This window comes from Paenibacillus sp. F024, from assembly GCF_057814255.1.
The window spans coordinates 1-409 of the sequence record NZ_JBVASZ010000106.1 but is presented as its reverse complement, the minus strand read 5'-3'; the positions used below and the strand labels follow the sequence as shown (position 1 = coordinate 409).

2 rRNA genes are annotated in these 409 nt (G+C 51.1%); both read left to right on the top strand.

Annotated elements, in window-relative coordinates:
• Nucleotides 1–121: ribosomal RNA gene (locus ACZYR9_RS27590) — 23S ribosomal RNA — on the top strand; the annotation flags it as partial.
• Nucleotides 122–283: 162 nt separating this feature from the next.
• A 5S ribosomal RNA gene (gene rrf / locus ACZYR9_RS27585) occupies nt 284–400 on the top strand.
• Nucleotides 401–409: the final 9 nt, after the last annotated feature.

Sequence of the window (409 nt, the reverse complement as noted above, 5' to 3'; positions counted from 1 at the left end):
CCTCAAGATGAGATTTCCCAGTATGTAAGACCCCTTGTAGACGACGAGGTAGATAGGTTCGGGGTGGAAGCGCGGCAACGTGTGGAGCTGACGAATACTAATCGGTCGAGGGCTTATCCAAAACAATCCCCACAAAGTGAAGAATAGGCTGACGAAGCGTATTCTGAGTACTTTGCGTGGGCCCCATAAAGATGATCAGCAGCAGCTTTGGTTTCGATCCAGTTTTCAGGGCACAAGCTGACCTGAAAGTGAATACCCGATGTTTGCTGGCAGAAACATCTCGTTTGGTGATGATGGCGGAAGGGAACCACGCGTACCCATACCGAACACGACCGTTAAGCCTTCCAGCGTCGATGGTACTTGGACCGCAGGGTCCTGGGAGAGTAGAACGTCGCCAAGCAAAATAAAG